A 26,300-nucleotide genomic window follows, 5' to 3' on the forward strand; every position below is an offset into this window, starting at 1 on the left:
TCGCCGATCCGCCCCGCGCATCAGACCTGCGGGGCGCCCAGCGCCTCCTTCAGCCAGTCGAGGAAGATCCGCACCGGCTCTCTCACCGGCTCCTTGGGTGTGATCACGTTGTAGACCGACGGCTCGGGATGGTGCAGGTCCAGCTCGACCAGCGCCCCATCGGCCAGCGCCTGCCGCACGACCACCTCGGTCGCGAGGATCGCGCCGACCCCGCGCTTGGCGGCCTCGACCTCGAAGATCTCGCCCCCGATGTTGCGCAGCTCGATCCGGCTCACGTCGACACCGGCCTCGGCCAGGAATCTGAGGTCATGCGGCCCCTCGCTCAGGATCCAGGGCAGATCCTGCGGCGCGGCCGACGCGGCGAGTTCCGGCGCGGCGACAAAGACCTTGCGGCAGCTGATCAGCGGATCGCAGTTGAAGTCGGGCCAGTCCGCAGGCTTGCCGACCCGGATCCCGAAGTCGAACCCGTCGAAGTCCACCGGCACGAGGCAGGGGCCCGGGACAAAGGCGATCTGAATATCGGGATGGGCGCGCCAGAAGTCCGAGAGCTTGGGCAGGATCACCGCATCCACGATGAAGGTGGTGGTCGTCGCCCGGATGCCCCGGCTGACCTGGGCGCGGCGCAAGTCGCCGACACCACTCGCCAGCAGGGCAAAGGCCTCGCGCACCGGGGCGGACAACTGGCGCCCCGCCTCGGTCAGAACAATCCCGCGCCCCTCGCGCCGCACCAGCTTGGCGCCCACCAGATCCTCCAGCGCGCGCACCTGCTGCGCCACCGCCGCAGGCGTCACGTTCAGGGACCGCGCCGCCGCGCTGTATCCTTCCAGCCGCGCCGCCGCCTCGAAGGACCGAAGGGACGACAGCGACGGCAACTCGCTCCAGTCGATATCCGACATATGATAGCTCAGCTAAAAGATCGGCAAAAATTGCTGCCTCGGTGTTTTCGATCATATCCATTATTTTCATGAGCGAAACAGAAAACCCCCACGGGAGTCGCATCATGATCAGGCTACCAGATGAAATGCTGCACGCACACCGGCCGGACAGGCCGCGCCACCGGCTGCCCCGGCCCGCTCCGCGCTTCTCGCTGCGGCGGTTGCTCCGCGCACTGTCACCATCACTTTACCGCGCGGACAGCGCGCGGGACTCGCATTTCCCCCCCGCAATCCCCACCTGTTCAGTACAGGTAAATCAATAGCCGGGCGGAGCACCGCCCAAGCGTGATCCCTCCGGCGGAAAGGAGAGATCATGTTCAAACGTCTATTCACGGCCTGCCTGATCTTCGGAACCGCAGCGCTCGCGCCTCCGGTTCAGGCCCAGCCCATCACGAACTGCGCACCGCGCACCCTGCTGGTCGAACGCCTGTCCGACGCCTTCGGCGAAAACCAGATCGCGCTCGGCCTGCAGTCTCCCACCGTCATGGTGGAGCTCTGGGGGTCCGAACAGTCGGGGACCTTCACCATCCTGCTGACGCGGCCCGATTCGATATCCTGCGTGGTATCCTCGGGCAGCGGGCTGGTGGTGCTCCCCCGTCAGGTGCCGCACATCGAGAGCCGGTTCTGAACCGGGTCAGAGATCGAAGCGCTTGAGCACCTTGTCGACGACAGTGCCATCGGCGAGGCGGCGGCCCTCGATCCTGCCGTAGTCCTCGAAACCCCGGCTCTGGTAATAGATCAGGCCGCCCGCGTTGTCGGCGCGGATCTCGGCGTTGATCCATGTGTAACCCGCCGCGCGGGCGGCGTTCCTGGTCGCCTCGAACAGGGCGGACCCGATGCCCAGCCCGGTCTTGCCGACCCGCGCAAAGGTGGCGATCTGGGCGCAGTCCGCGCCCTTCTCGGCGTGCGGATCGACCCACTGGAACCCCAGCAACTCGCCCTCTTCCGTCTCGGCGACATGCCAGATGGACCGGGGGTCGGCGCGCATCCAGCCAAGGATCGCCTCGCGGTCGACCGGTTCGGTCATGGCGGTGGTGCCGCCCTGCGCGATCACCTCGTTCAGCAGATCCGCGATGGCCCGCGCATCCATATCGGCGGCGGGGCGAACGATCGGGCGGGTCATGGGCACTGCCTCAGCAACTCGGCGTGTCGCGCCGTGAAATCGCGGCGCACCTCGACCGGCGGGCGCAGCTGGATGTCGAGCCCCGCTATCAGCTCCGGATCGGGACGGCCGAAGAAGCGAGTCGATTCCGCCTCCGAGAATCCGGCGATCTGAACCGCCTCCATCCACGCGCTGACCTTGTCGGCCTTCTTGATCCGTTTCTTCAGCGTCGGCGTCGTGTTCGCGGGCAGGCCAAAGCGGATGTGGACTGCCGCGGCAAGCCGCTTGTCCAGCTCACCATAGCTCGGCCCCACTGCCGCCTTCACCGGCGAGATCATGTCGCCGATCACGTATTCCGGGGCGTCGTGCAGCAGCGCGGTCAGCCGGTCGGCAGGCGAGGATCCGGGGTGCATCCGGGTAAAGATCGCCTCGACCAGCAGCGAGTGTTCGGCGACCGAATAGGGGTAATCCCCCTTGGTCTGACCGTTCCAGCGCGCCACGAAGGCAAGCCCGTGGGCAATGTCCTCGATCTCGATATCCACGGGGGTCGGGTCCAGCAGGTCGAGCCTGCGTCCCGACAGCATCCGCTGCCACGCCCTGGGTTGTCTGGTGCCACCGCTCTTCGCCATGCCTTCGCTGTTAACGAATGGCACGCGCCCCGCCAAGCCGGGATTTCCGCGCCCAGCGATTTGCCCGAAGACCCGCCAATCGGACAGGAGCAACACCCCCGTTACCCAATCCGCCCCGGTTGCGTGGACAGTCCACGGCCCGGATGGTACAGCCCTCTCAACGTATTTCCGATATGGGATAGAAGACATGACGCAAGACTATGTCATCAAGGACATCGCACTGGCCGACTACGGCCGCAAGGAACTGGATATTGCCGAGACCGAAATGCCGGGCCTGATGGCGCTGCGCGAAGAGTACGGCAAGTCCAAGCCGCTCAAGGGCGCACGGATCGCAGGCTCGCTGCACATGACGATCCAGACCGCCTGCCTGATCGAGACGCTGGTCGCACTTGGCGCCGACGTCCGCTGGGCCTCTTGCAACATCTTCTCGACCCAGGACCACGCCGCCGCCGCCATCGCGGCCTCCGGCACCCCGGTCTTCGCCATCAAGGGCGAAACGCTGGAAGACTACTGGGCCTACACCGACAAGATCTTCCAGTTCGAGGAAGGCACCTGCAACATGATCCTCGATGATGGCGGCGACGCGACGCTCTACATCCTCATGGGTGCGCGGGTCGAAGAAGGCGAGACCGACCTGATCGCGGTTCCGACCTCCGAGGAAGAGGTTGCCCTCTTCGCCCAGATCAAGAAGCGGATGGCCGAGACCCCGGGCTGGTTCGTGAAACAGCGCCACGCCATCCAGGGCGTGTCCGAGGAAACCACCACCGGCGTTCACCGCCTCTACAAGATGATGGAGAAAGGCCACCTGCCCTTCCCCGCCATCAACGTGAACGACTCGGTCACCAAGTCCAAGTTCGACAACAAGTACGGCTGCAAGGAATCGCTGGTCGACGGCATCCGCCGCGCAACCGACGTGATGATGGCCGGCAAGGTCGCCGTGGTCTGCGGTTACGGTGACGTGGGCAAGGGCTCGGCCGCTTCGCTGGCCGGTGCCGGCGCGCGCGTGAAGGTGACCGAGATCGACCCGATCTGCGCCCTTCAGGCCGCAATGGACGGCTTCGAGGTGGTCCGGCTGGAAGACGTCGTCGACAGCGCCGACATCTTCATCACCACCACCGGCAACAAGGACGTGATCCGCATCGAGCACATGCGCGAGATGAAGAACATGGCCATCGTCGGCAACATCGGCCACTTCGACAACGAGATTCAGGTCGCCGCGCTGAAGAACCACAAGTGGACCAACGTCAAGGAACAGGTCGACATGATCGAGATGCCCTCGGGCAACAAGATCATCCTGCTGTCCGAAGGCCGCCTGCTGAACCTCGGCAACGCCACCGGTCACCCCTCCTTCGTGATGTCGGCCTCCTTCACCAACCAGGTGCTGGCGCAGATCGAGCTGTTCACCAAGGGCGACCAGTACAAGAACGAGGTCTACATCCTGCCCAAGCATCTCGACGAGAAGGTCGCGCGCCTGCACCTCGACCGCATCGGCGTGAAGCTGTCCGAACTCAACTCGGAGCAGGCCGCCTACATCGGCGTCAAGCCCGAGGGCCCGTTCAAGCCGGAACACTACCGCTACTGATCCCGCACCATCGCGTGACGAGATCGCGAGGCCCGGCCGATATGGCCGGGCCTCTTTCGTTTCCGGGAGGCCGAGCGGCAGTCTGCTCAGCCGGAAATTCGACCTTCGTGATTCAGGACCCGGCCACTAGGCTCCCGGCGGGAGAGGCGCTTTCCCGGCAGATTGAACGCAACACATTTGGGTGGGAGTATCATGGGCAAGAGAGATGACCTGATCGCCAAGTACGCCGAAGATCTTGAGAAGAAATGCGGCGTTAAGCCGGACATGGACCTGCTGACCAAGGTCACCATCGGCTGCGGGCCGTCAATCTACGACGCCGACGCGGAAACCGTCGCCGCCAGCCAGCCGGGCGAGCTGGAGACGGTGAAGAACAACTTCCTGATCAAGAAGCTCGGCCTCGCCAACGGCCCCGAGCTGGACGCGGGCATCGCCAGGGCGATCCAGACCTACGGCCAGTCCGAGCGCAACAAGTACCGCCCGGTGATCTACTATCTGCTGACCCGGCATTTCGGCAAGGAAGCCGTCTACGGCTGATCCGCCGGGAACGCCCCCACGAGCGTTTCGCATTCTCGTCAAATGCGGCGGGCAATTCTTTTGCCCCCGCACCGCCTGCGCGCTATGCATCGGGCGACGGCCAGAAGGGCCGGGGCCAATTCAGTTTCGCGTGTGGTGTCTTGGGAGCACGTGGGTGAGCGAGGGTTCCGGCCGTGGGCCGGGCCCTCCGTTCAAAACAGACCCAGAACAAGCCCGATGGCGCCGCAGCCGAGGATGGCATAGCCGCCGTCGATCACCGCGAGCATCGCCCTACGCTGCGCATAGGCGTAGTTCATCGCGGTCCAGGGCGCGATCATGAAGGCGCCGATCCCCAGCCCCGCGACAAGGCCGGTGCCCGCCCCGCTGAGCCCCGACATGGCAAAGATGTGCCGCATCATCCCCGCCACCAGCAACATGCAGAGGCCCGAGACGACGAAGGGCATCGCGCTTCCCGGCGAGACGGGCTTTCCCTCGTCGTTCAGCGGCAAGCCGGTGGCCCGCAGCCAGGGGCCCGACAGGCTCATGTACCAGACCGCCCCCACGGCGAACCCCGCCAGCGCAGCCAGAATGACAGCCAGAAATCCCATAGCGGCCTCCCATCTTCCCTGCGCAAAGCTTGTGCCACGGCCAGTCGTTTGCCCAGAGGATTCTTCTCGGACCGCCCCGGGGGCGTTTACGGGTCGGTCTTGCCCAATGCGCAGACCGCCTTCCACTCCGCCTCGGTCACCGGCTGCACCGACAGCCGCGAGTTCTTGACCAGCACCATCTCAGAGAGCTCCTCCGCTCCCTTGATCTGGTCCAGCGTCACCGGTTGAACGAAGGGGCGCACCGCCTTGATGTCCACGCAGTCCCAGCGTTCGTCATCGGTTTTGCTGTCCTGATGCGCCTCGGCGCAGACCTCGACGATACCGACCACCGCCTTCTCGGTCTGCGAGTGGTAGAAGAACCCCCGGTCGCCGATCTTCATCTCGCGCATGAAGTTCCGCGCCTGGTAGTTGCGCACCCCGTCCCATTCCTCGCCGGCCGCGCCCTTGGCCACCTGGTCGTCCCAGCTCCACGTGGAGGGTTCGGATTTGAAAAGCCAGTACGCCATCTGCGTCTCCTTCGCGAATTTGCGCCAGTCTGCCATGCCCACGGACGCTGGCAAGGGGCAAGGTCACTCCGGCTTGAGCGAGCGGGCCAGCAGGCGCGACATGACTTCCGCGATGGTATGCTCGCCGCTGACCAACGCCTCGACGGCAAAGGTGATCGGCATGTCGATCCCCATGCCGCGCGACTTCGCCGCGACGGCCCGCGCGGTGGCCGCGCCCTCGACGGTGACGGTCGGGTCAAAGGCCTCACCGCGCCCGATCGACAGGCCCAGCCGGTAGTTGCGCGACTGCTCGGAGGTGCAGGTCAGCGCAAGGTCGCCAAAGCCCGAGAGCCCCGCCAATGTCTCGGCCCGCGCACCCAGCGCCACGCCCAGCCGCACCATCTCGGCATAGCCCCGCGTCATCAGCGCGGCGCGGGCACTCTCACCCAGCCCCGCCCCCATGACCGCACCACAGGCAATCGCCATCACGTTCTTCAGCGCCCCGCCGAGTTCCGCGCCGACGGTGTCGGTGGTCCGGTAGACCCGCAGCATCTCGGTCGACAGCGCGCCCTGCAACGCGGCGCCCGTCGCCTCGTCGGCACAGGCCAGCGTCAGCGCCGTGGGCAGGCCGCGAGCGATATCGGCGGCAAAACTCGGGCCGGTCAGCAGTGCCGGGCGCGCCCCGGGCAGGCACTCGGCAATCACCGAGACGGGGCCTTCGCCCGTGTCCAGCTCGATCCCCTTGCAGCAGGCCACCAACGTCCGCCCTTCCAGACTGGCGGCCTCCTGTTGCAGCAACCCGCGCAGCTTCTGCATCGGAACCGCCAGCAGCAGGGCCTCGCACCCCGCCAGATCGGCCAGATCGCCGGTCACGGAAAGCGCGTCGGGCAGCGTCACGCCGGGCAGGCGCGCGGCGTTGCTGCGCTGCTCCGCCATCTCGCGCAGCTGCTCGGCCGAGCGGGTCCAGAGCGTCACCCGCCCCTTGCCCGCCAGCGCAACGGCAAGCGCGGTCCCGAAGGCACCGGACCCGACAACGCCGATGGTCATGCCTTGGCCCCCTTCTTGCCGCTCCCCAGCATTGCGGGGCCAGACCGGTCCAGCGGCCAGCGCGGCCGCGCGGCCAGTGTCATGTCGTCCCGCTGACCGCCCTCGAACAGCTCGATCCCGGCATAGGCGATCATCGCCGCATTGTCGGTGCAGAACCGCAGCGGCGGCGCGACAAAGGCGGCACCGGCCTCGGCCGCGACCTGTTCCAGCGCGGCACGGATCGCGCCATTCGCCGCAACCCCGCCCGCAACGGCGACCGTGGGCACATCCGGCCGTTCTTCGAGGTAGATCGACAAGGCCCGGCGCAGCTTGGCCGCCAGCACCTCGACCACGGCCTCCTGGAACCCGGCACAGAGGTCGGCCCGGTCGGCCCGCGTCAGCCCGCCCTTTTCCGCGATCACACCGTCGCGCGCGCGCAGCAGCGCGGTTTTCAGACCCGAGAACGACAGGTTGCAGTCGTCGCGGTCCAGCAGCGGGCGCGGCATCCGGAACCGCGTGGCATTGCCCTTGGCCGCCTCGGCCTCGACCGAGGGGCCGCCCGGCTGCGGCAGACCCAGCAGCCGCGCGACCTTGTCGAACGCTTCGCCCGGAGCGTCGTCGATGGTGCCGCCAAGGCGCGAGAAATCGTCCGGTCCGCGCACCACGAGAAACTGGCAGTGCCCGCCCGAGACCAGCAGCATCAGGTAGGGAAAGGCGATGTCGTCGGTCATGCGCGGGGTCAGGGCGTGCCCGGCAAGGTGGTTCACCCCGACCAGCGGCAGCCCGGTCGCCGCGCAGATCCCCTTGGCGCACATCACCCCGGCAAGGACGCCGCCGATCAGCCCCGGCCCCGCCGTCACCGCGACGGCATCGAGATCGGCGAGTGTGACGCCCGCCGCCTCCAGCGCCTGTTGCACCGAGGTGTCCAGCTTTTCGGTATGCGCGCGGGCCGCGATCTCGGGCACCACGCCGCCAAAGGCGCTGTGCAGCTCGGCCTGTCCGAACACCACCGAGGCCAGAACCTCTGTCCCCGCATCCGTCCGGCGCACCACGGCGGCCGCGGTATCATCGCAGCTGCTTTCCAGTCCGAGAAGGGTCAGGGCCTTGGTCATCCGGCACTCTTCGTTGCATGATGGGTGCGGCGGAGGTATCACCCAAACGCCCTGCTCACAATCCCGAGGCGATGGATGGACACGCCGCGACCCGTCTTGCTGATGACCCGTCCGCGCGCCGCGTCCGAGCGTTTCGTGTCCGCGCTGCCCGTGGAGGTGGCCGACAGGGTCGAGGTCTGCATCGCCCCCCTGATGGAAATCGCCCTGTCGGACGCGCCGATCACGGCGGCTGACGCGCAGGGCGTGATCTTCTCCTCCGCCAACGGGGTACAGGCCGCGCGCGCCGCGGGGCTGGAGCCCCGCCTGCCCGCCTTTTGCATCGGCCGGGCCACCACCGCCGCCGCCACCGGGGCAGGCTGGAACGCACGCTTCGCCGGAGAGGACGCCGACGCGCTGGTCGCCACCCTCGCACGGACCCGTCCCGCCACGCCCCTGCTGCATCTCCACGGGGCCCACACCCGCGGCGACATCGCCGGTCGCCTGACCGCCGCGGGGCTGCCGACACTCGGCCTGCCGGTCTATGACCAGCGGCTGCTGCCGCTGTCGCCCGCGGCCAAACGCCATCTCGCCGGGCAAACCCCCGTGATCGCGCCGCTATTTTCACCCCGCACCGCGCGACAATTCGCCGAGGAGATCGCTGCGCCAGACCGGGTTCATGCCATCGCGCTCAGCCCTGCGGTCGCCGAAGTCCTTGCCGGTAAGAGTTTCGCGTCCCTCGTAACCGTCGACCGCCCCGAGGCGGATCTCATGATCGGGGCCATCGCAGGGAACCTCGCCCGGCTTTGTCGGGTTGAGGGCAGGGGCGAGCCACAGTAGTCTTTTTCCCAGTCCTGAGTACTGGTTAGATTCGAAAGGGTGGGGAACGTTGGCCGATCAGAAGAAACCGGATCACGACGAAACGCCCGAGAGCGCGCAGACGCCCGGAGCCGCTGTCGATCCCGACAAGGAGACCCCGCCGGCCAAGACGGACGCGTCCGAGGCCGACACGCCCGCCGTTCTCGGAGAGCCCGACGAGAGCCCCGAAGCGGATCAGCCCGTGGCCGAAGGCGCCGCCGGTGACGACGAGAGCCTCCTGCCCGAAGCCGACGAGACCGACGTGGAACGGGACATGCCCGTCCTGCCCCCGCTCGACACCCCCGAACGCCCCGAGGTCGCCATGAGCGAACCGGCCGAGGCCGCCACGACGCCTTCGTCCGAGCCGATGGTGGTCGAACGGCGCGGCGGGTTCGGCGCCGCACTGCTGGGCGGGGCCATTGCCGCCGTCCTCGGATTCGTGGCGGGCCGCACCGAGATTCTCGACCCGCTGCTGCCCCCCTCGTGGCAGAGCGAAAACGCCAGCGAGGCCATCGCCGGACTGGAACAGAAGCTGGCCGCACAGAGCGACGACCTCTCGGCCCTGCGATCCGAACTCGCCGCCATCCCGCGCCCCGACACCGCCGACCTCGGCAACCGGCTCCAGCAGATCGCCGACTCGGTCGAACCGCTGAGCGGCCAGGTCGGCGCCTTCGACGAGCGCATCGCCACGCTCGAGACTCGGCTGAGCGAGCTTGAGAAACGTCCGCTGGGCGAGAACGTCGCGCAAAGCGCTATCGACGCTTACGAACAGGAACTGGACAAGCTGCGCGACGCCGTGGCGACCCAGCGCAGCGAGGTCGAGGCGCTGATCGCCGAGGCCCGCCAGCACGACGAGACCGCCGCCGAGGCCGCCCGCGTCGCCTCGGCGCAGGCCACGCTCGCCCGGTTGCAGACCGCGCTAGACCAGGGCGCGCCCTTCGAGGATCTCGGCACCGAACTGGCCGGGCTCGGCGTGACCCTGACACCCCCGCTGCAGGAGGTCGCGGGCTCCGGGGTCCCGACCCTCGCCGCGCTTCAGGCCGCCTTCCCGCCCGCCGCCCGTGACGCACTCGCCGCCGCGCGCGCCCGGTCCGCCGGGGGCAGCGACAGCTTTGCCGCCTTCTTCCAGCGCCAGTTGGGCGCCCGCTCGGTCGAACCGCGCGCGGGCGACGACCCCGACGCGATCCTGTCCCGCGCCGAGGCCGCGCTGACCGGCGGCGATCTCGACACAGCCATCAGCGAAGTCGCGGCCCTGACCGGCCCGGCCGCCGACGCGATGCAGGACTGGACGACGGAGGCCCGCAAACGGCAGGCCGCCCTCGATGCCGCCGCCGCGCTGGCACAAAGCGTCACCCCCAGGTGAAGGACCCAACATGCTCTGGTCACTGATCAAGATTCTGGTTTTCGTCGTCATCGTCGCGGCGCTCGCCCTGGGCGCGCAGGCGCTGATGGAAACATCCGGGGGCATCCAGATCACCGTTGCCGGCACCGAGTACACGCTCGGCCCGCTTCAGTCGGTCATTGCCGGGCTGCTGCTGATCGTGGCCGTCTGGATTCTGCTCAAGCTGCTCTCGCTCCTCGTCGCCTTCATCCGCTTCCTGAACGGCGACGAGACCGCGATCTCGCGCTATTTCGACCGGGGCCGCGAACGCAAGGGCTACCAGGCGCTGGCCGACGGGCTGATGGCGCTGGCCTCGGGCGAGGGCAAGGTCGCCATGTCCAAGGCCGCCAAGGCCGAACGCTACCTGCAAAAGCCCGAGCTGACCAACCTGCTGACCGCGCAGGCCGCCGAGATGGCGGGCGATACGCGCAAGGCGACCGAGACCTACAAGAAGCTGATCACCCACGATGCCACCCGTTTCGTCGGCGTTCGCGGGATCATGAAGCAGAAGCTGGCCGAGGGCGACACCGACACCGCGCGCAAGCTGGCCGAGAAGGCCTTTGCCCTCAAGCCCAAGCACGAGGAAACGCAGGACGTCCTGCTCAAGCTGCAGGCCGAGGCGGGCGACTGGGCCGGCGCGCGCAGCACCCTCACCGCCAAGCTGAAATCCGGCGCCCTGCCCCGCGACGTCTATACCCGGCGCGAAGCCGTGCTGGCGCTGTCCGAGGCCAAGCTGCTGCTGGACGAGACCGCCAGCGTCGAGTCGCAGGAACGCGCCATCGAGGCCAACCGCCTCTCCCCCGACCTCGTCCCCGCCGCGGCGCTGGCCGCCCGCTCCTACGTGGCCAAGGGCAAGCCCAAGAACGCCGTGCGCCTGCTCAAGAAGGCATGGGAAGCGCAGCCCCATCCCGACCTCGCCGCCGCCTTTGCCGCCATCGCCCCGGACGAGACCCCGACCGAGCGGGTCAAGCGCTTTGCCCAGCTCACGCGCATCCATCCCGACCACATGGAAACCCGCCTGCTGCTGGCCGAGCTGAACATCGTGGCCGAGGACTTCCCCGAAGCCCGCCGCGCCCTCGGTGAACTTGCCGCCTCCGACCGGGCCGACGCCCGCGCCCTGACCCTGATGGCCGCCATCGAACGCGGCGAGGGATCGCCCGACAGCGTGGTCCACGGCTGGCTCGCACGCGCCCTCGCAGCGCCGCGCGGCCCGCAGTGGGTCTGCGACAACTGCCAGCACGTCCAGTCCGAATGGGTGCCGGTCTGCCCCAGCTGCAAGGGCCTCGACACCCTCAGCTGGCGCACCCCGCCGCGCGGCGAGATCGTCTCGGCCACCGGCGTCCATATGCTCCCCCTGATCGTGGGCACGCCCCCCGCGCCCGCAGCGGAGACGCTCGCGGAAACCGTGGAGGAACCGGTGAGCGCACCCGAGGTGACGGACCCCGCCGAGCCGGCGGCCCCGGAACCCCGCACCACCCCCGCCCCGGTCGACTATGTCGAGGCGGAAGCAGAGCGGACCGAACCGCGCCCGCCGTCAAATTAGCCCTTTCCCGCGGCGCGCAGCGATGCTAAGAGCGCGCCGCACCAGGGCCGCTGTAGCTCAGCTGGTAGAGCACGTCATTCGTAATTAGCGGGTCCCCGCTCGAATGACTTGCAAAACCAAAGAGTTCGAGGCACAGGAGAAGAACTAGTAGGGCCATAGTAGGGTCCAGGAAGCCGCTGTAGCTCAGCTGGTAGAGCACGTCATTCGTAATGATGGGGTCGGGGGTTCGAGTCCCTTCAGCGGCACCACTTCTCTTTAAAAGTCAGACACTTACAGAAGCGATTGAGAATGGTGCCTAGCGCCTAAGCACCTGCAGCAATGATGCTTTCGACATTCAAAAAAATTGGAGCAAAGCTCGCAAAATGTTCTGCTTCAACATGTGGCACGATGTTGTTTGCAAAGTGCACCTTGTCACCGATGAACCGGGTAAAACGCTCGGGGCGCGACTGGTCGACTGCGAAGTGTGCCTCCAACCCAGGGACGCCGTGCAAAAGGAGCTCGATGGTTAGCAGAGATCGGTTCCCGTAGTTGCCACCTGTTTCTGCATTCAGAACTTGTTTTCGGATGTGGGGGTTCGGCGGAACTGGAAGCAACAGGGCATAGCCTTCTCGACCATTGAGCTTCTTTCCCAAGCAATTATGTGGGTCAGTCTCGAAGTCTGCACCGAGCTGCGCCCAGTCGTTATACGCCTCATCAAAATCAAACAAGCCAATGAACTTTCGGCCCGGATTAGATGCAAACAGGGATTCGTCCTTTAACAAATTGCGTAGGAAACCACAGCTGAACGCGTTCTGAATATCGAACGGGCGATGAGCATCACCACGCAGCTTTCGCCAAGCGGTCTCTAGTATGAGTTCGTCCGTAATACCTTCTGTGAATAGAACAGGACCAGTTGTGTTCTTCAGCGTGAACGCGATGTTTAACCTAGCTTCAGTTTCGGAGAAGGTGATCAGACCAGCCGAGAGCGACCGGATTATCGAAGCTTTGTTTGCGCTATGGACGGAAACACGGTCGCCGTCGAACTCAAACATGCGAATTTCTTCTTCCCGTGATCTGGCCACGGTCGACGCGCTGTGACTGCTTAGCAGAACATGGTTGCTCTGGGATGCAACTTCGGTGATCTCAATCACCTGCTTCAAGAAGTCGAACTGCCATTCAGGGTGAAGAAATGAGTCCGGTTCGTCGAGCAAGCTGATGCAATTCCTGTCTTTGAACAGTTCTGAAATCGAGTAGATATAGATCGACTGAAATTGGCCGTCGCTGAAATGCCCCGTGGTTGCCTCGGTCCCGCCCTCCAGCGTAATCGGGACAGAAATTTCTTTGATCATCTCAAGCGTACGGAGGTTGTCAAAACTGCGGAACAACTCTGAGGGCTCGACGTCTTGAAAGGCAGTTCGGAACAAGTCCAGATTGATCGGAATGGAAAACTGGTCCGCTTCGCGATCATATAGGGAGCCAGGAGTGTAGTCGCCCCTGATGCAGGCCAAAAGTTTATCAAGGAACTCGCGGACTATTCCGTCTATGCCCCACAGAAACGTGCTGTCGTCGAAGGGATCAACCTCAATACCTTCGGCAAAACGAGGACGTGATAGAACAAGATTGGCCTCCGTACCCAGCTGCTCAATCTTCAGCTTCTCTTGAATGAACCCTCGTGCGCGACAATCAACCGGTTGCATCAAGAGGATAGACAGCAGGAGTTGTTTGTACCCTGGGCCAATGCCGATGAACTTCCGGCTTTCACCAACTTCAGCGCCTCTGACGCGCCTGCGGAAGGCAGTTTCGTAACGCTCTATGAGCTTGGAGATGGTGTCGTTGTGTCCGGAGTAATAGATGAGAACATTGTCTGGGACTGGCGTCCGGCCAACCGTACGGCGCTCACGGCCATCGATCTTGAAAACCCCGTCTCGTAAGGAAATCGTGGTGTCCTCACCCCCGATTTCGTACGTGACCTCATAGTCAAATCCTATGTCGTCGAGCTCGGTCCGACTATCAAAGATGTGGCGAAATATCTCTATCAGCGCCTCGAAGAAGTTGGACTTCCCCGTGCCGTTCTTGCCGACGAAGATGTCGAGGAAACTGTCGCCGTCGAAGGTGAGCGTGAAGTCGCGAAGGTTCTTATATTTGCTGATCCAGACAGATTTTAGGCGCATAGACTTCCCTTATGTCTTCACGAAAGCCAGTTGGGCGTCGAGGATGAAATAGGCGAGGATCGCGGCTTGGGCTTCCAGCGGTTGGTCGCGGATCATTTGCAGAACCGGATCGCGAGGCCTTCGTTTCTTCTTCAAGAACTCAACCGTCTTTTTAAGCAGTTGCCGGTTCTCTTTCGCACTTCGCGCGCGCTGCCCAACAGTCGAAAGCCAGCTATCAAAGCTCTGAAACTTTCGTTCAAATTGATGCGGTTCTTTGGAGTAGACGTAACCGAAACCATCGTTCGGTTTAAAACTGACGTGATGATCCTTGGTGTCGTCTGGCAAAATAATCTCATTGGGCGCGAACATGGCCGAGGCCTGCGACACAACCGTTCCGGCGCTATAGGCGTCTGAGAATTCCTTGGGTGTGTGAATCTGGCTGGTCACGTAGAAGACGGCGTTACCGAGCGCTTCGAGCCCCTGCAGCGCCTTGTGTTGGCGGTACTTGCCATTCTTGTGCAGGTTCATGCGATAGACCTTCGGATCCGCGTAGAGGCCGTCCTGTATCTCGCGTGCGCTGTTGCGCACCAGAACGTAGGAGCGCTTCAGCTGGATAAAAACAGGCGTTGATCCATCGAGGGTGACCTCGACATCATAGCCTTTCGTAGCCTCGGCACCTTGGCTGATGAAATCGGAGGCTTTTGGAAACTTGCCACCAAGCACGTAGTTTTGTTCCAATTCGCGCAGGAAAGCGAAACCAAAGGTGAGCTCGGTAAAATCAGGCCAGGGCATGGACAACCCTCTCGCAATGCAGAGAGGTTGAGGTAACTTGGCTAAAGCTTTTGTGCTCGTTGCACCGGACAGATTCTAATCGCATGTTTTCTCAATTAATTTTGGAGGTAAGGGTGTCAGCCAAGGTAAAGTTTATAGTGTTGCTGTCATCGACCCGCTGGGCAAGACGGTCGCAAATTTCAAATAGGTCATCAAGTTTGTCTACGATCCTTTCTTGCTCTTCCCTCGGCGGGATCGGGAACTGCAGCGACGCCAATTCCGTTGAATTAACGTTCTTCAATCCGACACCATGCCGGATTGGCCCTTCGATTTGATCCCTTATGAACCGCGATCTGCTGACATACCAAATGTAGCGAGGATCAACGAAGGCGGGATCAATTCTGACGCGAACCAAATACCCAGCGAAAGCAAAATCGCCCTCAAGCTCTGGAACGACAGCAAAGCTCCCAACGATGTCTAGGCTACCGTTTGAGCGAATGATGAGCAGGTCATTGGAGCGAAGCCTCAGGTCTTCAACTTCCTTTGGATCCAATGGACCAAACTTCATGTCATCTAGGTCAACTCGTCCGCCGGAGACATTTGGAATTCTAAGCACAGGTACCAATTTATCGTCGCGGTCACATTTCTTGGATGTGCCATAGCGAAGGTCTGAAGAAAGAAGACCCAGGTTCGACCAAGCCCAGCTTTCGGGCAGATCAAACGGCGGTTCAGCCTTCTTAGTTTTAGAAACGATGGTTCGGTGCCGCGAACTCGCCGACTTCTTGTTCTTATCGTATAGTTTTCTGAGCAAATCAGACGCCGGTGTTTCGCCGCTTATCTGTTCTGTCAGGAGCCCGCGAAGCGCCAAGTCAAGCACCGCACGGCGCAACGCCTCAACACTCTCCTCAGTCGTGAAGAGCGTGTCGAATTGGGCTTCGATGCGGGTCCAGTTATGGGTGAGGGCTTCGGGGGTTTGGCTGTTGGTGAGGGTGGCGAGGCAGGTTTCAACGAGGGTCTGGTGCGCCTTGAGGCTGTCCTCGGCCTGCCCCTCCAACGCATCACACAGCGCCATCAGCTCATCCGCCTTGGCGACGATGCGGTGTTGTTCGGCGAGCGGTGGTAGAGGGAATGACAAGCCCGCGACGATCTTTCCAGAGACTTCCTTAAAGGTGGTACCTGGTGCAGCAGCATCAATCTCTGGAGCGAAACAACGTAAGACCAGAGCGATATACTTGGACATCTCAACGTGAAAAGGAACCACAGACTTAAAGCCTTGGTTTGTCGCTATAGGGCCGGCAGAAATGGCAACATATCCAATGGGTGCACGGCTGGTAAAAAGAACGGTGTTCGCGGGCATCCGCGTTGCTGAAGACTTGGCAAGACCGCTTTCACTGAGGTCTCGACTGCCTCTTTCAACGTAGAGCTCAGTGTTCCCGCTCAAATCGGCAGGTGTCAGCCAGGGAAATCCGTCGCCAGGCTCCTTGAAGCTTTTGGGGTCACTCGCTTTTGGCGTACCCCCGCCCACTACGGCCCCCACTTGGTCTATATGCACCCACAGCCAGCCACTTGGCACCGGGTGGCGCTTCGGGGTTTTCCTATGTTCGATCTGGCGCGGCGTCTTGATTTCGCCCTTTGCAGCCAATTCAGCCTTGCCTCGACCCAATTCTTTAAGGAGCTTTTCGGCCGTTCCCTCTTCTTCATCCTGCGGGACCAACTTCCCCCGCACCGCCAGTTCCAAGATCAATTCGCGCAACTTCTTGATGCCATACAGACTGAACGCGCCGCCGTTCCCACGCCCGGCACTGGACTTCTTTTCGATCGCTGATGTCCAGATATCCAGATGCTCGGTGATCAGTTGGTTAACGTCCGTCACAAGCGCCCCCTTTTAGGGCATCCGCCAAGATCGATTTCAGTTGGTCGCGCAGCTTCTGAATGTCGTCCTGCGCTGCTCGATACTCTTTCAACAGCTTGTCGGGATTATGGTCCGTCTTGGCCGCTTCAAAGGGGTTCTTGTCGTCGAAATTAAAGCCGCGCTGTTCCAAGTATTCAACGCTGCGCTTCCAAGCTTGATTGATTTCCTTGCGCGCCTTGAACCCATCGGCCTCATCCCCCCACCAGTCGATCTCGGGCTGGAACTCCGAAAACTGCATGGGCTTGGATTTGTTGTAGTTCTTCACGCCCTCTGGATAGGGGTGCTCGTAGAACCATACATCCTTGGTAGGCGTGCCTTTGGTAAAGAACAGGATGTTGGTTTTGATTCCCGTGTAAGGGTTGAAGACGCCGTTGGGCAAGCGGACGATTGTGTGAAGATTGGCTTCTTCCAACAAGGCCTGCTTTAGCCGCGATTTCATCCCTTCGCCGAACAAGAACCCGTCCGGCAAGACAACTGCAGCACGTCCATTGGTCTTTAAAAGCCGCAGGATCAGCGCCATGAACAGATCGGCAGTTTCGCGTGTGCGATAGTGCGATGGGAAGTTGTTCTCGATCCCGTCTTCTTCCATCCCACCAAATGGCGGGTTGGTCACGATGACGTTTACACGGTCCTTTTCGCTGTAGTCCTTGTAAGGACGCCCAAGAGTATTGCCATGTACAATTGCCGACGGCGTGTCGATCCCGTGCAAGATCATGTTAGTCACGCAGAGCATGTGCGGTAGTGCCTTCTTCTCGACACCCCTGACTGACCCCTGAAGGACTTCTTCGTCCGCACCTGACTTGACGTACTTCCCCCGTTTGTGGTCGACCACACAGGCCAAAAAGCCACCCGTTCCACATGCCGGGTCCAGGACAGTCTCATCTAACTTTGGGTCAACACGGTTCACGATGAACTGCGTTACGGCGCGCGGGGTATAGAACTCGCCTGCGTTTCCCGCACTCTGCAGATCTTTCAGGATTTGCTCATATATATCACCGAACGTGTGCCGGTCGGCAGTGTTGTTGAAGTTGATTTCGCAGATCTTATTGACGATCTGACGCATCAACGTGCCTGACTTTATGAAGTTATTGGCGTCCTCGAACACACTGCGGATCACCTGAGCGCGGGCCGCCTGTGGTCCATGTGTCGGGAGTTTTTGTTTAAGAGTTGGGAAAAGTTGGAGGTTTACGAAGTCCAACATTGCGTCGCCGGTGATACCTTCCGGGTCCTTCGCCCATGACCGCCAACGGATATGCTCTGGAAGGGGCGACGTGTAGTCATCCTCCAAGAGTTCCATCTCGGCTTCACGGTCGTCGAAAATCTTCAGGAAGAACATCCAGACCATCTGCCCAATGCGCTGAGCGTCACCGTCGAGGCCGACATCCTTTCGCATGATGTCTTGGATAGATTTGATGATCGCGGAAACGTCGCTCATATTACGTCTGCCTGTTTGTATATTTGTTGTTCAAGCTCTCGTAGGGCTTGCTCATATCCGTCTTTTCCACCGAACACATCATTGATGATCTCCATCGGTGTGCCGATCGTGTCGAACGGCTGCAGCTTTAGAACCTTCGCGCTTTCAATGGTGGTGATGCCTTCGTCTGCATATTTGTCCAGAAGCGCCGATAGGACTGCCCGAGCCTGGTCGCCGTACTTCGTAAAGTAATTGCGTTTCTTAACTTTGTCGGCGCGCTCTTTCCGCGTCAGAGGTGGTTGCTCGTAGGCGATGTGACACAGCAAATCGAAGTCGCCGAAGTCTTTGCCAACCTCAGCTGCAAGGTTTTCCAAAAGTACGCCGTATTCTTCGAGCTCTTCGATGATGGCCTGCTTTTTTTCGGCATCGTTCCAAGTGCGGATAAACTCATCCAGTGAAGCGTACTCCGACAAAACCTGCTTCTTGGCGAAGTCCTTATAGGATTCTGTAATTAGGTTCCCGTCTGGGCCAAGGTACTCGATCCGCTCTGCAACGATGTTTGCATCGACTCCGCTCACCCTAATCTTCTTTGAGCCTGTAGGATCATCGTCATCAGGGCCGTCGTCATCGTCGTCGGGATCATCAGGGGGGTCAGGGGGAACCGGGTCGTCATCGTCTCCAGGCGTGTAGATAACGACGGGGTTTCCGTCAAAATCTGGATCCCTGAAAAGGTCGGTCGCGCCTTTGAAATCCATGATCGTGAAGAAATATTTATTGTGCTCCTCATCGATGCGCGTGCCCCGACCAATGATCTGCTTGAACGTCGTCATGGAGGAGATTGTCTTGTCCAGGACGATGACCTTGCAGGTCTTGGCATCCACGCCGGTCGTCAAGAGCTCCGAAGTCGTTGCGATGACCGGGAACTTACTCTCCGGATCAATGAAGTTATCGAGCTCCGCCTTCCCTTCAACGCTGTCACCGGTAATCCGCATCACATACTTCGGATTTTCGAGGGCAAGCGGGCCGGCGGCGTTGACGATAGCTTTGCGCATGCGCTCTGCGTGGTCGATATCTTCACAGAAGATAATCGTTTTCGAAAATGGATCGGTGGCTTTCAAGAGTTGCATGACGCGATCTGCAACCAGTTTAGTCCGCTGGTTCAGGACAAGAATTCTGTCCATGTCCTGGCGATTGTATTCGCGTGCATCGATTTCTGCGCCAAGATCATCGGTCATGCCGGGTGGTGGCGTCCACCCTTCCACGTCCCGGTCGATGTCGATCTTGACAACCTTGTAGGGCGCCAGAAAGCCGTCATCGATGCCTTGCTTCAGGCTGTACGTAAAAACCGGTTCCCCGAAATACGCGGTACTTGAAACGTATTTGGTCTCCTTGGGCGTTGCGGTCAGACCGATCTGGATGGCGGCGGAGAAGTACTCAAGGATTTCTCTCCAAGCTGCATCGGCCGCTGCGCTGCCCCTGTGGCACTCATCGATCACGATAAGATCGAAGAAATCAGGCGAGACCGATTTGAAGATCTTGTCACTCTCGTCCGGACCCGTCAGCGCTTGGTACAGCCCCAGGTGAATCTCATAGGATGGGTCAATCTTGCGATTGCGAACCTTGGTCATCACACTTCCAAACGGCTTGAAGTCGTTCACGAGCGTCTGATCAACCAGAACGTTTCGGTCGGCCAAGAATAGAATGCGCTTCGCTTCTCCTGCCTTCCACAGTCGCCAGATTATCTGAAAAGTTGTGTAGGTCTTGCCGGTACCAGTGGCCATGACGAGGAGTACGCGCCTCTGATCGTTGGCAATTGCCTCGATGGTCCGGTTGATGGCCTCGACCTGATAATATCGCGGCTCCTTTCCTGAAGCTTCTTCATGATAGGGCTGAAGAACAAGCGCCTCATCCTCGTCCTTAATTCCACGGAAATTCTTGTAGCGTTCCCAAAGTACCTGAGGCGCCGGAAAATCAGTCAGAGGAAAATCGGTCTCGATATCTTCTCCTGGTTCAGGAACCTTGTTGTGCCCAGCGAAAGCATCTCCGTTCGAACTGAAGGCGCTGGGAATCTCCAGAATATCCGCATAGCTGAGCGCCTGCTGCAGGCCATGACTAACCCCCACAGTATTATCTTTCGCTTCTACAACGGCGACAGGAACAGACGGCTCCCAAGACAAGACATAGTCCGCAAACTTCTTCTTCTTTTTGTTTCGCGACGACATATTTCCACGGACGACTACGGGTCCTGGTGTAAGTGTCACCTCACGCCGAATTTGCTTCATTGGATCCCAGCCCGCATCCCGAATTGCGGGCGAAATAAATAGATCGCAAATATCGCTTTCGCTCAGCTTTTTCTTCTCGCTCGGATCCATCATGAGCAATCAATATCTCTGCTTTCTGGCGGGGTTGCTCCCATAAGGTACTGGATGAGGCGAAATCCGCTAGTCCAAACTTGGGCTTAGCGCCTGCAACGTGGCAAGCTAGGCTGCTGACATGACCTACGTCTTCTACGAAACCGAAACCACCGGTACAGACACCACGTTCGACCAGATTCTGCAGTTCGCTGCGATCCGGACGGATGACGACCTGAACGAGATCGACCGCTTCGAAATCCGTTGCCGCCTGCTGCCGCACGTGTTCCCGGCACCTGGCGCCCTGCTTGCCACAAGGGTGACCCCAGCGATGCTGATAGACCCCGGCCTGCCGACACACTACGAGGCTATGCAGACCATCGCACAGAAGCTGCGTGAATGGTCGCCGGCGATCTTCACCGGGTACAACACCCTCGCCTTCGATGAGCCCCTGCTGCGGCAAGCATTCTATCAGACCCTGCAGCCGATCTACCTGACCAATACGAACGGTAATCAGCGGGCCGACGTGCTGCGCCTGGCGCGAGCGACGGCATCGTTAGCACCCAACGCCATTGCAGTACCGATCAACCACAACGAACGCCCCACGCTGAAACTCGACATGTTGGCCCCCGCCAACGGGTTTGCCCATGAGAACGCCTACGACGCGCTGGCGGATGTTGAGGCAACCATCTACATGGTCCGCCTGATCCGCGACCGCGCGCCAGCTGTGTGGGCTTCCCTGATGCCCCTGGTCGACAAGTCGGAGCTGCAGGCACGGGTACTCTCGGGTCAGCCTATATGTCTCGTCCAGTACCACATGGGCCGCCCGACCGTGCTTCCGGTGGTGGGCTGCGGCCAGAGCCCCGACAATCCGACCATGCTCGGGGTCTTCGATCTGACCAAGGACCCCGAACCGATTCTGCAACTGGATGTCGACGGGTTGGTGAAGGCGATGCAAGGGCCCGATAGGGCCATAAGGATCGTCACGTCGAACAAGATGCCAGCGCTGGTGGATATGTCGCTCGGGCCTGACTTTGGCATTGCCGCGTCGGAGGTCGTCCGTAGGGCCTCGGAGATCGCCCAGGACGGCCCTTTTGCCGCGCGGCTGGGGCAAGCCATAAACCAGCGCTACCCGCCCTGGCCGGCCGCTGAGGTGGTCGAGGCGCGGATGTATGAAGGGGTCCCCAGCCGGGCAGATGAGGGCGCATGCAGGCTTTTCGCGCGGCGACCTGGCCGGAGCTCGCAGGATGATGTCCCAGCTGATGGTGTAGCTGGCGGCGGGCCTCGCGCTCTGATGCGGGCCGAGCTGGTCAGTCACGCTGCGCAGCAGGCAGGCTGACCATGACATCATCGCAGACCGGCGCGAGCGTTTCCAGTGTCAGATAGCGGCCTCGCTGGACCGTCCATTCCTCGGTCTGCTCCATCAGGATGGCGCCGACCAATCTCCGGATCGAGGCCTCGTTGGGAAAAATCCCGACGACGTCCGTGCGTCGCTTGATCTCTCCGTTCAGACGCTCGATCGGATTCGTGCTGTGCAACTTCGCGCGGTGCTGGGCGGGGAAGGTCATGTAGGCCAGCACGTCCTCCTCGGCCGTGTCCATGAGCGTGGCCAATTTCGGTAGCTTGGGACGCATCTGATCAGCTACCAACCGCCACTGGGTCTTGGCCGTGGCGTGGTCGGGCTGCGCAAAGGCCGTGGCGATAAAGGCCGAGACCACCCTGCGGCTGTTCTTACCGGCATGGGCCAAGGCATTGCGCTGGAAATGCACTCGGCAGCGCTGCCAGGTGGTCGACAGCACCCGGGCCGTGGCCGCCTTGATGCCCTCATGCGCATCGCTGATCACCAGCTTCACACCCGAGAGGCCGCGGCGCACAAGATCGCGCAGAAACTCGGTCCAGAACGGCTCTGCCTCGGAAGCACCGATCGCCATGCCCAGCACTTCGCGGCGGCCATCAGCGTTCACCCCCACCGCGATCGTCACGGCGACGGAGACGATCCGTCCCCCCTGACGCACCTTGAGATAGGTCGCGTCGATCCAGAGGTAGGGCCATTCTCCTTCTATCGGTCGGGTGAGAAAGGCATCGACCCGCTCGTCGATTTCCTCGCAGAGCCGGCTGACCTGGCTCTTGGAGATGCCGGTTCCGCCCATGGCTTGCACGAGGTCATCCATCGACCGCGTCGACACGCCATGGACATAGGCTTCCTGGATGACGGCTGTCAGCGCCTTCTCCACCGAGCGCCGCGGCTCGAGAAAGGACGGGAAGTAGGAACCGGTGCGCAGGCGCGGGATGCGCAACTCGACACTGCCGGCCCGCGTCTGCCAGTCGCGATCGCGATAGCCATTACGCTGTGCCAGCCGCTCAGGGGTCTTCTCGCCGTAGTCGGCGCCCGTCTTGGCACCGACCTCCAGCTCCATCAGACGTTCGGCGGCAAAGCCGATCATCTCACGCAGCAGATCGGCATCTCCGCTCTTCTCCACCAGCGCGCGGAGGTCCATCATAGGTTTGGTCATCGGGTCTATCCCTCGGTTCAGGTTGGTGTCAGCAACCCGACCCTACCGAGAAACCCGATGGCCACCGACACCTACACCATCAAACGGGACGTCACCGCTCGCAGAACAGGTTGAAACTCTCGAAGACGACCGCCTGCGTGAACTCGGGCGGCGCATCGTGTTCTTCGAGTCCCCTGAGGCGTTGCACCTTGAACGTCGGCAGATGCTCGAGGTGTGGCTACAGAACCGCCGCCAAGGGAGACCGGGTGTCGAGGCCGGCCGCACAATCGCGGACGCCATGGAGGAACTCGACGGACCTACAACTGACGAGCAGCTGGCGATTCGGCGCTGGTTGGAAGGGATCGGTACATGCTAGATAGCCGACCCAGTCGAATCTCACTGGCACTCAAGATCGACTCCAGGCCGAGCCCGTAGCTGGTCCTGGTGGGCGGTTTGCCGTGCTTGGGGGCGGGTAGTGTACTGCGGGCGCTGTAGCCGTCCCTTAGCGGGCATCCGGCGCGCGCGTTGGGTGTTGTGCCGCCTACCGTAACAGTGCCCACTAGCGCAGGCGCTGGCGGCGCCCAGGGACGGGTGGTGATGGCCGCATTGCGTCTGAGCTGATCGCATCATCGACATCAGGAGAAGGAGAGAGCCGGACTCTGTATGTATTAGGTGTATTAGGTGTATAGGCAATAAAAGCAATTGAGAGTTAAACAAATAGCAGGGCGGTATAAGTACCACCCCGCTACCCTGTACAACCCATATCAAAAGGGCGTTTCTTCGTCGCCCGTCTTCTTCACGTCAGAATAGTCGTGGGTTGGGTCGACGTCGCCCAGCCAATCGGAAAGTTCATTCGACCAGGGCACCTCCTGTCCGATGTAAACCTCGAAAGCACAGCGACACTCGCGAAGCGGCGGAAAGTGGTAACGCGTCGACCGCTCGGTGACCGGCTGCCCCAATGGGTCACGGCCGACGATCACGCGCCCACTCCCCACCTTCCGCAGACCCGTGAACACCTTTCCAATAGTTCTGCCGAACAACGTCTCGTGGACGTATTGGGCGCTCGGCTGCGTCCGCTTTAGGTCCGCGTACATGGCCGCGATGGTCGTGATCCCCGGACCATTCCCGGGGGCGTCAGGCTGCGGCAGGTAGCCGGCGTCCAGCACCTGGTAAAAGTAGCGCTCGATCGGTCCCTGGGCCTGGATAATTTGATCGAACAGTTCCGGCGTCCGGATTGTGATATGTGGATCCGGTCCTAGGGAGACATCTCGTCGAAGCAAATCGAACAGCATCGCTTCGTAGCCGCCTGCCTCCATCTGAGCTGCAATGGCGCCGAAGTAGGCCCGGTCCTCGCGGTGCACAACCCCTACCTCGAGGACCTGCCAGCGCCGGTCGCCGATGTCAGCTGGCACCACAGACCGCTCGTTCGAAGTGACCATAAAGATCATGTGATTGTCGAGCCAGATAGGGTCGACTCCCTTCGCCTCGATCATGATCCGGGGCTCAGTCAGCATGGTCTTGATCACGCCGGCGTTGCGGCGGTCGCCGCCGAACATGGCCTCGTCCACATATACAAACCGACGCCCTAGAAGATGCTGATTGAACCTTCCGCTTACGTGATCGTCCTTGGTGATCGAGACGTAGTGCGGACCCCAGAGGCGGCCGTAGGCGTTGGCAAGAATACCTTTGCCTGTGCCGGGCAGACCGCGGAGCACCGGTGCCGTACCTATTACCGCGTCGGGCCGCTGCACGCCGAGCGCCATCCAGTTCAACATCCATTCGGCGCGCTCGACATTGCCGCCGCAGATATTGGCAAGGATGTGGTCCTTTAGGAGGCCCCACTTACCCTGCTTCGGCTCGACGGCGAAGCCCTGCCACATGTTCCAACTGTGCCCGTTGTGGCCAGGAGTCTTGCCGGGATCGAAGGTCACCTTATGGTAGTGCACCGCGAGGTGGTGATCGAGCCAGTAGGGCGCCTTGTACCGCCATTTGACATCGCCGGTCTCGTCCGTTTGCGGGAACTTCTCTGGCTTCAGTCTATCCAGGAAGGCTTGCTTCCCGAGCCAGGTCAGCACCTCTCCGTCCGACGGATTCTTGACAATGATGCGGGTGCTAGAACCATGGGTCAGGATGCCGAAGCGAGCGTTCATCTCGCGCACGACGGCATTCTTCGGCCCCTCCCACCCGCATTGCTGTGCCATATGAAAAACGGTTCCAATGGACAGCGTGCCATCCGGATTTAAGCTGTCCCACACTTCGCGGCATGCGGCGCTGTCCTCATACTTGGCAGACTTGCTCGACCAATCATCCCAGATCTCGAATGCGTCTTCGCCAAGACTGTGTTTCAAGGCCAGACCGAACTTGACCCACGTTTCGTAGTCATCCGCCTTCACGACCTTCAGCGCGGCTTTTACCTCTTCCTCGTCGCCAGGCAGGGCATCCTTACCGAAGCCCGAACCCGCGCTCGTCTGACGGGGCATCGTCCTTGCTGGTCTCTGGGGCGGTGGACCTGTGAATACCTCCGAAACGTTAGGAGACAGCAGCTCTTCCAGTGCGGGCGGTTCAAATTCCAACCAACTAAGAGGTTTAAGGTCATCGCCGAGAGGAACAGATGACCGGCTATAGGGAAGAGCTACTGCGTTGCCGTAACTGCCCTCCTTCACGCGATCATTCTTCGGAAAGACTTCGATCTCCTTCTTCTGGACGCCGCCGGTGCCATGCTTGAAGCCCTGAGTCTCCAGAAGATGGCGCAGGAATTGCTTGACCAGCTTGGCTGACTGAGGAGCATCCCAGAGAATCCAAATATGCAGCCCTGCTCCGCCGCCCGAGCGACAACACAGCGGCTTAAAACCAAGGCGCCGTAGCTCATCGAGAATTGGCTGGGCGGCAGACACCAAGACATCCCAACTAAGCGTCTTGTCGTGATCATCGAAGTCAAGAACGGCTGTGTGCGTCTGATCGTCGAAGACCGCATAACAGGCGATCGGTTGGGCACCGGTGAGGTGCCCAAGGACGATTTCTGGTGTTACCGGTTCATCGACACGGCGATACTTCTGCTGGCCCGTCTTCTGGTACGCGGCATACGCATCTTGCCGGACTTTCGAAGCGATACCAGCGACAAGGTCGAACCGGCGCTGTTTCAGATGCTCTTTGTCAGCCATTTTCGCCTCCAAGAATGAAGGCGTCGAGATCAGACTGGCGATATCGGATGGCTTTGCTGCCGACCCGCAGGCAATCCGGTCCAATACCTTTGGACCTCCATTTCTCTAATGTGTAGTGGCTGAGGCCAAGGTATCTTGCTGCTTCTTTTGTGTTCAGTAGTCCGTCGTGTTGAGAACGCATACGACGCTCCTCGTGATGCTTAAGCAAGCACGGGTGAGCCACCACCCGTGAACATATGCTCGAGTTTCATGGGGGGCCAAAGGGCAGTCGGCGGTCGGTATGCGTTACTAGACGGGTTAGCCGGGGGTTTCACCCGATG

General features: G+C 61.5%; 22 protein-coding genes and 1 tRNA gene. 8 read left to right on the forward strand and 15 right to left on the reverse strand.

All coding sequences use genetic code 11. The features are described 5' to 3' along the window. Positions 1 to 20 precede the first annotated feature (20 nt). Positions 21 to 896 (reverse strand): LysR family transcriptional regulator, encoded by an 876-nt coding sequence (locus DDT93_RS07805; protein ID WP_109465243.1) that lies wholly within the window; start codon positions 894 to 896, stop codon positions 21 to 23. Between the two features lie 352 nt (positions 897 to 1,248). Here DDT93_RS07805 and DDT93_RS07810 point away from each other — a divergent pair, with 352 nt between their 5' ends. Beyond that, positions 1,249 to 1,563, forward strand: coding sequence for a hypothetical protein (locus DDT93_RS07810; RefSeq protein ID WP_109465244.1), 315 nt, complete (start codon positions 1,249 to 1,251; stop codon positions 1,561 to 1,563). Positions 1,564 to 1,569: 6 nt separating this feature from the next. Here DDT93_RS07810 and DDT93_RS07815 read toward each other — a convergent pair whose 3' ends face one another. Beyond that, positions 1,570 to 2,058 (reverse strand): GNAT family N-acetyltransferase, encoded by a 489-nt coding sequence (locus tag DDT93_RS07815; protein WP_109465245.1) that lies wholly within the window; start codon positions 2,056 to 2,058, stop codon positions 1,570 to 1,572. Next, the gene (locus DDT93_RS07820) at positions 2,055 to 2,621 is read right to left on the reverse strand and encodes an HD family hydrolase (protein ID WP_232825424.1); all 567 of its coding nucleotides are present in this window, start codon (positions 2,619 to 2,621) and stop codon (positions 2,055 to 2,057) included. The genes DDT93_RS07815 and DDT93_RS07820 overlap by 4 nt, the downstream gene beginning before the upstream one ends. A 232-nt stretch (positions 2,622 to 2,853) precedes the next feature. Here DDT93_RS07820 and ahcY point away from each other — a divergent pair, with 232 nt between their 5' ends. Continuing rightward, positions 2,854 to 4,248: an adenosylhomocysteinase gene (ahcY, locus tag DDT93_RS07825; protein WP_109465247.1), complete on the forward strand. Its 1,395-nt coding sequence runs from the start codon at positions 2,854 to 2,856 to the stop codon at positions 4,246 to 4,248. Between the two features lie 192 nt (positions 4,249 to 4,440). Beyond that, positions 4,441 to 4,782, forward strand: a complete 342-nt coding sequence (locus DDT93_RS07830) for a DUF2853 family protein (protein ID WP_109465248.1) — start codon at positions 4,441 to 4,443, stop codon at positions 4,780 to 4,782. A 191-nt stretch (positions 4,783 to 4,973) separates the two neighbouring features. Here DDT93_RS07830 and DDT93_RS07835 read toward each other — a convergent pair whose 3' ends face one another. The 4 genes from DDT93_RS07835 to tsaD all read right to left on the reverse strand — a co-directional run bounded on the left by DDT93_RS07835 (position 4,974) and on the right by tsaD (position 7,992). Then, positions 4,974 to 5,369 (reverse strand): DUF1761 domain-containing protein, encoded by a 396-nt coding sequence (locus DDT93_RS07835; RefSeq protein WP_109465249.1) that lies wholly within the window; start codon positions 5,367 to 5,369, stop codon positions 4,974 to 4,976. A gap of 86 nt (positions 5,370 to 5,455) precedes the next feature. After that, positions 5,456 to 5,875 carry an EVE domain-containing protein gene (locus DDT93_RS07840; RefSeq protein ID WP_109465781.1) on the reverse strand — a complete coding sequence of 140 codons (420 nt, stop codon included), beginning with the start codon at positions 5,873 to 5,875 and terminating at the stop codon, positions 5,456 to 5,458. 63 nt (positions 5,876 to 5,938) lie between these two features. After that, a complete protein-coding gene (locus tag DDT93_RS07845) occupies positions 5,939 to 6,901 on the reverse strand; it encodes an NAD(P)H-dependent glycerol-3-phosphate dehydrogenase (RefSeq protein WP_109465250.1) in 963 nt (320 codons plus the stop codon). Beyond that, positions 6,898 to 7,992, reverse strand: coding sequence for a tRNA (adenosine(37)-N6)-threonylcarbamoyltransferase complex transferase subunit TsaD (gene tsaD, locus DDT93_RS07850; RefSeq protein ID WP_109465251.1), 1,095 nt, complete (start codon positions 7,990 to 7,992; stop codon positions 6,898 to 6,900). Before tsaD ends, DDT93_RS07845 begins: the two co-directional genes overlap by 4 nt. Positions 7,993 to 8,067: 75 nt before the next feature. On the opposite strand from tsaD, the gene DDT93_RS07855 reads away from it, so the two are divergent. The 4 genes from DDT93_RS07855 (at position 8,068) to DDT93_RS07870 (ending at position 11,998) form a co-directional block, all read left to right on the forward strand. Beyond that, positions 8,068 to 8,808, forward strand: coding sequence for a uroporphyrinogen-III synthase (locus tag DDT93_RS07855; protein WP_109465252.1), 741 nt, complete (start codon positions 8,068 to 8,070; stop codon positions 8,806 to 8,808). A 49-nt stretch (positions 8,809 to 8,857) separates the two neighbouring features. Further along, positions 8,858 to 10,189 (forward strand): COG4223 family protein, encoded by a 1,332-nt coding sequence (locus DDT93_RS07860; protein ID WP_109465253.1) that lies wholly within the window; start codon positions 8,858 to 8,860, stop codon positions 10,187 to 10,189. Between the two features lie 10 nt (positions 10,190 to 10,199). Beyond that, positions 10,200 to 11,750, forward strand: coding sequence for a heme biosynthesis protein HemY (locus DDT93_RS07865; protein ID WP_109465254.1), 1,551 nt, complete (start codon positions 10,200 to 10,202; stop codon positions 11,748 to 11,750). A 172-nt stretch (positions 11,751 to 11,922) separates the two neighbouring features. Beyond that, a tRNA-Thr gene (locus tag DDT93_RS07870) sits at positions 11,923 to 11,998 on the forward strand. 54 nt (positions 11,999 to 12,052) lie between these two features. Here the strand turns inward: DDT93_RS07870 and DDT93_RS07875 are convergent. The 5 genes from DDT93_RS07875 to hsdR form a co-directional block, all read right to left on the reverse strand. Beyond that, the gene (locus DDT93_RS07875) at positions 12,053 to 13,900 is read right to left on the reverse strand and encodes an ATP-dependent nuclease (RefSeq protein ID WP_109465255.1); all 1,848 of its coding nucleotides are present in this window, start codon (positions 13,898 to 13,900) and stop codon (positions 12,053 to 12,055) included. A 9-nt stretch (positions 13,901 to 13,909) separates the two neighbouring features. Further along, complete coding sequence (locus tag DDT93_RS07880; protein WP_109465256.1) at positions 13,910 to 14,671, reverse strand: hypothetical protein; 762 nt, start codon at positions 14,669 to 14,671, stop codon at positions 13,910 to 13,912. A gap of 91 nt (positions 14,672 to 14,762) precedes the next feature. Then, positions 14,763 to 16,523, reverse strand: coding sequence for a restriction endonuclease subunit S (locus tag DDT93_RS07885; RefSeq protein ID WP_109465257.1), 1,761 nt, complete (start codon positions 16,521 to 16,523; stop codon positions 14,763 to 14,765). Continuing rightward, on the reverse strand, positions 16,510 to 17,997 hold the full coding sequence (locus tag DDT93_RS07890; RefSeq protein ID WP_109465258.1) for a class I SAM-dependent DNA methyltransferase: 1,488 nt from the start codon (positions 17,995 to 17,997) through the stop codon (positions 16,510 to 16,512). Before DDT93_RS07890 ends, DDT93_RS07885 begins: the two co-directional genes overlap by 14 nt. Next, positions 17,994 to 20,348 (reverse strand): EcoAI/FtnUII family type I restriction enzme subunit R, encoded by a 2,355-nt coding sequence (gene hsdR / locus DDT93_RS07895; protein ID WP_109465782.1) that lies wholly within the window; start codon positions 20,346 to 20,348, stop codon positions 17,994 to 17,996. Before hsdR ends, DDT93_RS07890 begins: the two co-directional genes overlap by 4 nt. Before the next feature lie 121 nt (positions 20,349 to 20,469). Between hsdR and DDT93_RS07900 the strand changes: the two genes are divergently transcribed. Beyond that, positions 20,470 to 21,666, forward strand: a complete 1,197-nt coding sequence (locus DDT93_RS07900; protein WP_109465259.1) for an exonuclease domain-containing protein — start codon at positions 20,470 to 20,472, stop codon at positions 21,664 to 21,666. Here DDT93_RS07900 and DDT93_RS07905 read toward each other — a convergent pair. From DDT93_RS07905 to DDT93_RS27155, 3 genes are all read right to left on the reverse strand, one after another. Further along, on the reverse strand, positions 21,638 to 22,840 hold the full coding sequence (locus tag DDT93_RS07905) for an IS256 family transposase (RefSeq protein ID WP_109465260.1): 1,203 nt from the start codon (positions 22,838 to 22,840) through the stop codon (positions 21,638 to 21,640). The two genes, DDT93_RS07900 and DDT93_RS07905, sit on opposite strands and share 29 nt — an antisense overlap. 743 nt (positions 22,841 to 23,583) lie before the next feature. Then, positions 23,584 to 25,980: a DUF5906 domain-containing protein gene (locus DDT93_RS07915; protein ID WP_109465262.1), complete on the reverse strand. Its 2,397-nt coding sequence runs from the start codon at positions 25,978 to 25,980 to the stop codon at positions 23,584 to 23,586. Further along, on the reverse strand, positions 25,973 to 26,161 hold the full coding sequence (locus tag DDT93_RS27155) for a helix-turn-helix transcriptional regulator (protein ID WP_109465263.1): 189 nt from the start codon (positions 26,159 to 26,161) through the stop codon (positions 25,973 to 25,975). Before DDT93_RS27155 ends, DDT93_RS07915 begins: the two co-directional genes overlap by 8 nt. Positions 26,162 to 26,300: the final 139 nt, after the last annotated feature.

This window comes from Albibacillus kandeliae, assembly GCF_003116585.1.
Taxonomy (GTDB): domain Bacteria; phylum Pseudomonadota; class Alphaproteobacteria; order Rhodobacterales; family Rhodobacteraceae; genus Albibacillus; species Albibacillus kandeliae.

Bases quoted from the DNA above. Each gene is read 5' to 3' on its own strand.
- DDT93_RS27155 (WP_109465263.1), bottom strand. From the start codon at position 26,161: ATGCGTTCTCAACACGACGGACTACTGAACACAAAAGAAGCAGCAAGA.
- DDT93_RS07820 (WP_232825424.1), bottom strand. From the start codon at position 2,621: ATGCTGTCGGGACGCAGGCTCGACCTGCTGGACCCGACCCCCGTGGAT.
- hsdR (WP_109465782.1), bottom strand. From the start codon at position 20,348: ATGGATCCGAGCGAGAAGAAAAAGCTGAGCGAAAGCGATATTTGCGAT.
- DDT93_RS07875 (WP_109465255.1), bottom strand. From the start codon at position 13,900: ATGCGCCTAAAATCTGTCTGGATCAGCAAATATAAGAACCTTCGCGAC.
- DDT93_RS07810 (WP_109465244.1), top strand. From the start codon at position 1,249: ATGTTCAAACGTCTATTCACGGCCTGCCTGATCTTCGGAACCGCAGCG.
- DDT93_RS07915 (WP_109465262.1), bottom strand. From the start codon at position 25,980: ATGGCTGACAAAGAGCATCTGAAACAGCGCCGGTTCGACCTTGTCGCT.
- DDT93_RS07840 (WP_109465781.1), bottom strand. From the start codon at position 5,875: ATGGCGTACTGGCTTTTCAAATCCGAACCCTCCACGTGGAGCTGGGAC.
- DDT93_RS07865 (WP_109465254.1), top strand. From the start codon at position 10,200: ATGCTCTGGTCACTGATCAAGATTCTGGTTTTCGTCGTCATCGTCGCG.
- DDT93_RS07805 (WP_109465243.1), bottom strand. From the start codon at position 896: ATGTCGGATATCGACTGGAGCGAGTTGCCGTCGCTGTCGTCCCTTCGG.
- DDT93_RS07855 (WP_109465252.1), top strand. From the start codon at position 8,068: ATGGACACGCCGCGACCCGTCTTGCTGATGACCCGTCCGCGCGCCGCG.
- DDT93_RS07835 (WP_109465249.1), bottom strand. From the start codon at position 5,369: ATGGGATTTCTGGCTGTCATTCTGGCTGCGCTGGCGGGGTTCGCCGTG.
- ahcY (WP_109465247.1), top strand. From the start codon at position 2,854: ATGACGCAAGACTATGTCATCAAGGACATCGCACTGGCCGACTACGGC.
- DDT93_RS07905 (WP_109465260.1), bottom strand. From the start codon at position 22,840: ATGACCAAACCTATGATGGACCTCCGCGCGCTGGTGGAGAAGAGCGGA.
- DDT93_RS07900 (WP_109465259.1), top strand. From the start codon at position 20,470: ATGACCTACGTCTTCTACGAAACCGAAACCACCGGTACAGACACCACG.
- DDT93_RS07845 (WP_109465250.1), bottom strand. From the start codon at position 6,901: ATGACCATCGGCGTTGTCGGGTCCGGTGCCTTCGGGACCGCGCTTGCC.
- DDT93_RS07830 (WP_109465248.1), top strand. From the start codon at position 4,441: ATGGGCAAGAGAGATGACCTGATCGCCAAGTACGCCGAAGATCTTGAG.
- DDT93_RS07890 (WP_109465258.1), bottom strand. From the start codon at position 17,997: ATGAGCGACGTTTCCGCGATCATCAAATCTATCCAAGACATCATGCGA.
- DDT93_RS07815 (WP_109465245.1), bottom strand. From the start codon at position 2,058: ATGACCCGCCCGATCGTTCGCCCCGCCGCCGATATGGATGCGCGGGCC.
- DDT93_RS07880 (WP_109465256.1), bottom strand. From the start codon at position 14,671: ATGCCCTGGCCTGATTTTACCGAGCTCACCTTTGGTTTCGCTTTCCTG.
- tsaD (WP_109465251.1), bottom strand. From the start codon at position 7,992: ATGACCAAGGCCCTGACCCTTCTCGGACTGGAAAGCAGCTGCGATGAT.